The sequence below is a fragment of the uncultured Maritalea sp. genome (genome assembly GCF_937139385.1).
Classification (GTDB): Bacteria; Pseudomonadota; Alphaproteobacteria; order Rhizobiales; family Devosiaceae; genus Maritalea; species Maritalea porphyrae_A.
On the sequence record NZ_CAKZPW010000303.1, the window covers coordinates 1 to 7095 of the forward strand.

7 protein-coding genes are annotated in these 7095 nt (G+C 49.4%); 3 read left to right on the top strand and 4 right to left on the bottom strand.

Annotated elements, in window-relative coordinates; translation table 11 throughout:
- Together Q0231_RS12415 and Q0231_RS12420 are read right to left on the bottom strand one after the other, a co-directional pair.
- Positions 1-1068: sensor histidine kinase N-terminal domain-containing protein (locus Q0231_RS12415; protein WP_299347886.1), on the bottom strand; the 1068-nt coding region annotated here is incomplete at its 3' end.
- Positions 1058-1717, bottom strand: a complete 660-nt coding sequence (locus Q0231_RS12420; RefSeq protein ID WP_269392847.1) for a response regulator transcription factor — start codon at positions 1715-1717, stop codon at positions 1058-1060. The genes Q0231_RS12420 and Q0231_RS12415, both read right to left, overlap by 11 nt.
- A gap of 194 nt (positions 1718-1911) precedes the next feature.
- On the opposite strand from Q0231_RS12420, the gene Q0231_RS12425 reads away from it, so the two are divergent.
- Genes Q0231_RS12425 through Q0231_RS12435 form a run of 3 tightly spaced genes read left to right on the top strand, consistent with a single transcriptional unit; the run spans position 1912 to position 4879 of the window.
- On the top strand, positions 1912-2880 hold the full coding sequence (locus Q0231_RS12425; RefSeq protein WP_299347887.1) for a tripartite tricarboxylate transporter substrate binding protein: 969 nt from the start codon (positions 1912-1914) through the stop codon (positions 2878-2880).
- Between the two features lie 56 nt (positions 2881-2936).
- Positions 2937-3377: a tripartite tricarboxylate transporter TctB family protein gene (locus Q0231_RS12430; RefSeq protein ID WP_299347888.1), complete on the top strand. Its 441-nt coding sequence runs from the start codon at positions 2937-2939 to the stop codon at positions 3375-3377.
- 8 nt (positions 3378-3385) lie between these two features.
- A complete protein-coding gene (locus Q0231_RS12435; RefSeq protein ID WP_299347889.1) occupies positions 3386-4879 on the top strand; it encodes a tripartite tricarboxylate transporter permease in 1494 nt (497 codons plus the stop codon).
- 225 nt (positions 4880-5104) lie between these two features.
- Here Q0231_RS12435 and Q0231_RS12440 read toward each other — a convergent pair whose 3' ends face one another.
- On the bottom strand, positions 5105-6418 hold the full coding sequence (locus Q0231_RS12440) for a glutamine synthetase family protein (protein ID WP_269392843.1): 1314 nt from the start codon (positions 6416-6418) through the stop codon (positions 5105-5107).
- Positions 6408-7095 (bottom strand): MurR/RpiR family transcriptional regulator (locus Q0231_RS12445; RefSeq protein WP_299347890.1); only part of this gene is annotated, 688 nt, incomplete at its 5' end. The genes Q0231_RS12440 and Q0231_RS12445, both read right to left, overlap by 11 nt.

A 7095-nucleotide genomic window follows, 5' to 3' on the forward strand; every position in this document is an offset into this window, starting at 1 on the left:
TCCTACAACAAATGCGCAACCTTTTAATTGAGGTGCAATATGCACTTCGATTTCAATGTTCTCATGGCGATCAATCGAGAGCGTTCGTTCTACCGCCGCCGTAATTATTTGCGCCAAATCGATTTCTTCAAACTCAATATGATCATGACGATGCATGATCATTGCGTGTGCGAGCAATTGATTGGTCAGATTTATTGTGCGCGCTAGTGCCGACAAGGCTTTTTCATTGCTCGCTTTATGAATTTTAGGATCCATTTGATTGTCGGCATTTTGCATGTGACCCATCACTGTGGTGAGAGAAGTGCGCATTTGATGGGCCACATCGGCAATAAATTGTTCTGCATTGTCTTTGGAGACGGCCAAGCGGTTCATAAACCCATTGATTGAATCAATTAGCCCAACAATTTCTCTTGGCGGTTGTGCGGCCAAAGGTGAAAGGTCAAACTGTGTTCTTTGGGAGATGTTTTTCTCAATTCCTAGAAGTGGGCGCATAGCAATTGTGATGGCCACGCGCGAAAACACCATGGAAATAACCGCTAATATGGCTAAGCCAGAAAAGCCCTTAAGAAAAATGTCGCGTTGTAGTTCATTTCGACTGTTCCTCGTTTGGCCAATCTGAACGCCAACAGTTTCGGTTGCTGTAGCTGAAACTAAGTGACGGTAGCGCACCGAGAAGCGAACCAACTCACCAAGATAGAAAGCGTCGTAAAACTGATTGGTTTTATCTTCGGTCGGCGACCCAACACTTTGTAGGTCTTGGTTGCCTGTAATCGTTTTTCCGTTGGCATCCATCACCCTGTAAAACACACGATCAGCGCGGGAGAGCGCCAAAATCTGGTGCGCGGCAGGGGGTAAGTCTACGAGCACTTTATTGTCGATAATCGATATGCGTTCTTCAATGGCAATCGATGCACCTTGCAACAACAAGTCGTAAGTTTGATTTGCTGCCGAACGGGCATAACTCCAAAGCCCAATCGAGATGATCACAAGGACAAGCATAAAGCCCGCAGCCATCGCAAATGTTAGCCGCCGTCGCAAAGAATAAGTTGCTCGTTTTCTATCTTTCATTTGCACTGGCCAGATAACCCAACCCTCTAATCGTTCGAATTGCAAAATCCGAACCTTCGAGTTTCTTTCGCAGTCTTGTCACCGTTTGCTCAACCGCATTTAAACTGGGCGCTTGACTAAAGGTATAGATTTTGTCGGCTACGTCTTCTTTTGACATGACCCGCCCCAAATTGCTCAAGAACACTTCGAGCAGCTGTACCTCTCGGGCTTGCAGTTCAACCTCCACGCCATCGATTAAGACGCGCTTTGCACGTCGGTCATATTGGAACTTGCCAAAGATGACGAGATTACTTGATTGGCCCGACCGGCGCCGCACCACAGCCCTGCATCGGGCAGCCAATTCGCCGAAGTCAAAAGGCTTGGTCAGATAGTCATCTGCTCCCACATCCAAAATGTTTATTCGATCTGCAATGTTGGAGCGGGCAGTAAGGACGATTATGGGAATATTGTCGTTTCTGGCGCGAACATCGTTGAGGACATCGACACCAGACGCACCAGGCAGGTTGATATCTAGAATAACCAGATCAAATTGTTTGTGACGCAAAAGCTGTAGAGCCTCTTGTCCGTTAGATTCCCAGTCGAGGGCGCTACCCTCAGCATTGAACCTGAGTGCAATTAGTTCTGCCAACTCTCGATTATCTTCGACCAATAATATCCTCATGACGAGCAAAACATTAGGGCAATTGAGCCCCATAACCAATGCCCGATAGCCGAAATTTCTAACGGTCAGCTTCAGGTCAGTTTGGAGTCAATCCACCGTCAGTTGGGTCCCATATAAAGGCAACGCTCAGGCGGTTGTGGGGCTGCTTGGGCGCTTTCGTTTGCATCCCATGGGAGGAATTCATGAATTTCAAAAAATTTAGCACCATTTTGGCGGTATCGCTTACTCTCGCAGCTCCTGCTTTTGCCGGTCCAATCGATAGACCTGAATGCATTGCACCAGCAAAACCGGGCGGTGGTTTTGATTTGACGTGTCGTGTTGCGCAATCTGGTTTGAAAGCTCAAATGGAGAAGCCAATCCAGGTAACATTTATGCCAGGCGGCGTTGGCGCCGTTGCGATCAACTTGTTCAACACCACCCGAACGGATGATGACAACGCAATCGTGGCATTTTCATCGGGTTCTTTGCTCAACATGGCAACTGGAAAATATGGCGAATGGAAAGAATCCGACGTGCGTTTTCTCGCATCAGTCGGCGCCGACTTTGGTGCAATCGTTGTGCGCGAGGACTCCCGTTTTAAATCGCTAGGCGATTTAATGGCCGCAGCTGAAAAGGACTTGAAATCAATTGTGGTTGGCGCAGGCGGCTCAATTGGTTCTCAGGATTGGATGAAGGCGGCGTTGTTGCTCGGTTCTCGACAGTTGAGCCCACGCGATATGCGCTATGTCGCGTTTGATGGCGGCGGCGAGTCAATTGCTGCGCTATTGGGTGGGTCAATCGAAGTTTATATGGGTGACGTGGGTGAATTGGTTTCACACGTTGGAGAAGGCAAACTTCGCATTCTCGCTGTAATGTCGCCAGAACGTATTGGCGCGCCTTTTGCTGACATTCCAACTGCCATTGAGCTTGGTTATGACGCTGAGTGGACCATTTTGCGTGGCTTCTACATGGGTAAGAACGTTTCAGATGAAGCATATAACGCTTGGGTTGAAGCATTCGAGGCTGCCTATGAAACCGAAGAGTTCGCAACCATTCAAAAGGAAAAAGGACTTCTTCCTTTGAACATGGCAGGTGCCGAACTCAACGCGTCTATCATCGAACGTGTCGCAAAGATGCGCGACATTGCGCGTGGTGCGGGTCTGATCGACTAATCAACTACAAACACACAGGAAGGAGCCTTCATTGGCTCCTTTTTTGGGAGATACCTATGATAGATAGCATCTTTGCTGGGGCGGTTCTGCTTGTAGCACTTGCCTATGTCGTGCTTGCATTCACCGTAATTGGGGCACCTTTCCAGTATGACCCTTTGGGGCCTGAAAGCTGGCCACGGATTATTGGCAGCTTCGCCGTACTTTGCTGTGTCGCCCTAATTATTCGTCCGGAATTTGAAGATTTTTCTGCAAGCAAGCAAACATTGCTGCGTCTAGCAGTTTTGGTTGGCATGCTTTGCGCTTACGCATTCCTCTTCAAACCGCTTGGTTTCATCATCTCAACAACAATGTTCAGCTTCGCATTGTCAAAATTTCTCGGTGCGCGCGTAAAGCCTGCGGGGCTCTTTGCGGTCTCAGCAGGCGTGGGGGGATATGTTTTGTGCAAGATGATCTTGGACCTCAACCTGCCATCCGGCATCTTGAAACAGTTTCTTTAGGATAGAAAATGGACACCATCATCAATGGCTTGGGCGCCGGTTTTGCAGTCGCCTTTGACCCTTTTAACCTTATGCTTGTGCTTGTTGGGTGCTTTGCTGGGACGTTGATTGGCGCTCTTCCTGGTCTGGGGCCCATCAACGGCGTAGCAATCCTGCTACCGATTGCTTATGGCCTTGGCCTGCCAGCAGAGTCCGCGATTATTCTCCTCGCAGGCATCTACTACGGCGCAGAATACGGTGGACGAATTTCATCCATTCTGCTCAATGTCCCCGGTGATGCCGGGGCAGTGTTCACCACATTGGACGGCAACCCGATGGCAAAAAAAGGGGAGGCTGGTCGGGCATTATCTTTGTCTGCGCTCGCCTCGTTTTTCGGGGGTACTTTTGCCGTCATTCTAATGAGTTTGTTCGGACCATTGCTCGCCAGCTACGCGGTAACATTCTCGCCATCAGACTATGTCGCGTTAATGGTGTTCGCTTTTGCCAGCTTGGCTTCGCTTGTCGGCAGCAATGCGGTTAAAACCCTTCTAGCGGCTTTACTTGGTCTCATGCTCGCCTCGATTGGAATTGACGCAAACACTGGCGTTGCGCGCTATACATTTGGCATTCCCGACATTCTTGCAGGCATCGATTTCTTGGTTGTTGTTATTGGCTTGTTCGGCATGGCTGAGCTGATTCATCTTGTTGAACAACAAGTGTCTGGCAAGATGAAAGCCCTCAAAATCGATAAGAGTTTCGTGTCTTGGGCTGATATGATGAATGTCAAATGGGCGATTGTACGTTCCTCGTTTGTCGGATTCTTTATTGGCATTTTGCCCGGCACTGGCGCGTCAGTTGCATCAGCCGTGGCCTATGGCACTGAAAAACGTATATCCGATAACAATGGCACATTCGGCAAAGGTGACCCAAGAGGGTTGGCGGCACCAGAGGCTGCCAACAATGCGGCCGCAGGTGGCGCAATGGTTCCAATGTTGATACTTGGCATTCCCGGATCTGGCACAACTGCAATTCTGCTGGGTGCGTTTTTGTTGTTTAACATAACCCCAGGGCCCGCCATGTTCACGCAACATCCTGAGGTTGCCTGGGGGCTGATTGCATCAATGTATATTGGCAATGTGGCATTGCTGATAATCAACCTGCCGCTGGTCGGAATCTTTGCCAGAATGCTGACAATTCCACAGAAGTATTTGACACCCTTGATCGCTGTTTTGGCGTTTATTGGCGTCTATTCTGTGGTTTCAAACCCACATGATCTGTACATGATCATAGGGCTTGGCGTTATGGGGTGGCTCCTTCGAAAACTCGACTTTCCGTTGGCTCCTGTCATTCTTGGCTTTGTATTGGGTGGATTGTTTGAAGACAACTTGCGTCGCGCCCTGTCTATCTCGGCTGGAGATTGGTCAATCCTTGTTAATTCCCCAGATTCAATTGTGCTTTATGGGCTAGCAATAATCGTGGCATTGGTTCCCGTTTTTCTTCGCAAAAAAAGGGCAAAAGTATAAATCGACGATTTGCACTTGTGAAAGCGTCATTGCCGCGCCCTGTCATTCAGGGCGCGGCCTTTATGCCTAAGGAATGTGCAAACATTGCCAACCACAAGCCGCCTGAGTATTCAAGAGAGCGCCATCACACGGGGTTTTGTGGCCAGCAAACTAGGTCCCCGATTTATGTTCGAGCCTTAGCTCGGCGTAGTTTTTAGCTGCAAATAGTGCCGAGTTGATCGCTGATCAATAAACCTTGCTATATTGCTTGCATTTCTCCAAGTCCGTCAATTCGCAAAGGTGCTCAATTTCAGCGCGTTTGTGCGCAACATAAACATCGCAAAACTGCTGACCAAACCAGGATTGTATGGTTTCGTTTTGTTCAAAGCGTTTGATTGCCTCGTTCAGCGACTGTGGCAAGCGCACGATCCCCTTTTCATGCAGGGCGCTTTCACTGAGCAACGATAGGTCTTCTTGCGTTGCGGCGGGCATAGGAAGAGCATCCTCAATACCCTGAGCGCCGGCATGCACCAGTGCTGCAAGCACCAAGTAAGGCGATGCGGCAGCATCGGTTGCGCGAAACTCGAAGTTATATTGCTTGGCGCGCTTTTCATTGTCGCTTGCGGTCACTGGGCAAATACGAACTGCGGCTTCACGATCATGATAGCCCAGATTATTGTATGCCGCGCTCCAGCGGTGAGGTGTTAGCCTTAGATAGGAAATGTCGCTCGGCGCCGTAATCGCCAAAATACCGTCAAGATATTTCAAAATCCCCGAGATGAAGGCACCGGCTACATCACTCATACCCAATTCATGGGCTGGGTCAAATGTTGCGGGTCGATCATTTTCGTCCAAAAAGCTCATGTGCACATGCACACCGTTACCAACACCTTCAGGGTCCGCAATTGGCGCAAAACTGGCGTGATTACCGTGGGCTAGGGCCGATCGTTTTGTAAGTTCTCTAAGCAATACTGCCCAGTCTGCAGACTGCAAATTCAGCGCTGGACCATTTGTGATTTCAAACTGGCGCGCACCATATTCCTTTAGAAAAGTGTCTGGTGTGATGCCTGCTTGTTCCAGTGCAGAAACAAGGGATTCACCAAAGGCGCGATGTTGGGCAAATGCGCCATAGCCGAAGGCCTCGCCTGGCTGGACTTCAAGGTTGGTGAGTTGGAATTCATGCTCAAATGCAGCGTTAAGCTTCAGCCCGCTGAGGCGTTTTAAGCGCTTCAGCGCATTGCGCAATATTGTGCGCGGGCATAATGCCCATTGGCTGCCATCCAATTCACAAATATCGCCCAAAACCAATCGCTCTGATGGTGAATCTTGGTCCAATTGAACATTGATTTCGGTGTTGGCATCGGGGATGATAACGAGGTCGCCGAGTGAACCAAACGGCGAGGGTGCTATCGTGTCAAAACAAGTGATTAAGCTGTTGGTTGGCACCCAACCAATGCCATTCTTCATGCGTTTTGTGTGCTCAGACAACGGAAATGCTTTGCCCCTAACTTGACCGGCCAGGTCGCAAGTCGCCGCAAATACCAAAGGGCTATTCGTCATTTTTTTGTGCCTCAAAATCTAATCGAGTTGAATCCCAAGCTTCTATGCGCTTGCGTGTTTGCTCCCAGTTGTTTTCAGTAACCCGCGCAACGATGGCCTCAACCAGCGTAAGCGCTGCAGCATAGCTGTCCCAAACTGTGCCACTATCAATGGGCACAGGCAGAACCTCAGTGGCGAGTTTTGAAATGGGAGACATCCATTTATCGGTGACCAGGACGACGCCTGCACCGCGTTTGTTCACCGCGAGCTGCGCCAGCTCTTGCAATGAATTCTGATAGCGACGAAAGTCGATGGTGACCAATATGTCTTTTGGGCGCATGCGCAAAAGATATTCGGGCCAAACTTCTGGGTCTGAGGGCAGATGAAAAACGTTCGCACGATATTGCCGCAAATGGCGCGAAAGATATTGCACAATCGGATCGCTCATCCGACCGCCGATTAGGTAGAGGCCGCGTTTGTCATCGGACAATAACGCGCATACGCGCTCAAATTGCCCCGCAGAAATCATTTCGCTGGTTTCACTCAAGAGTTTTTCGGCGCGTTGAAAAAAGCCAACGAGATAATCTCCCTCAACTTGACGGCGCGTTGAGTGCAAGTCCACGGGAGATTTTTGCCCCTCTTTCAACTCGGCAATTAATTGCTGTTGGAAATCTTGAAAACCGCCATAGCCAAGCTTT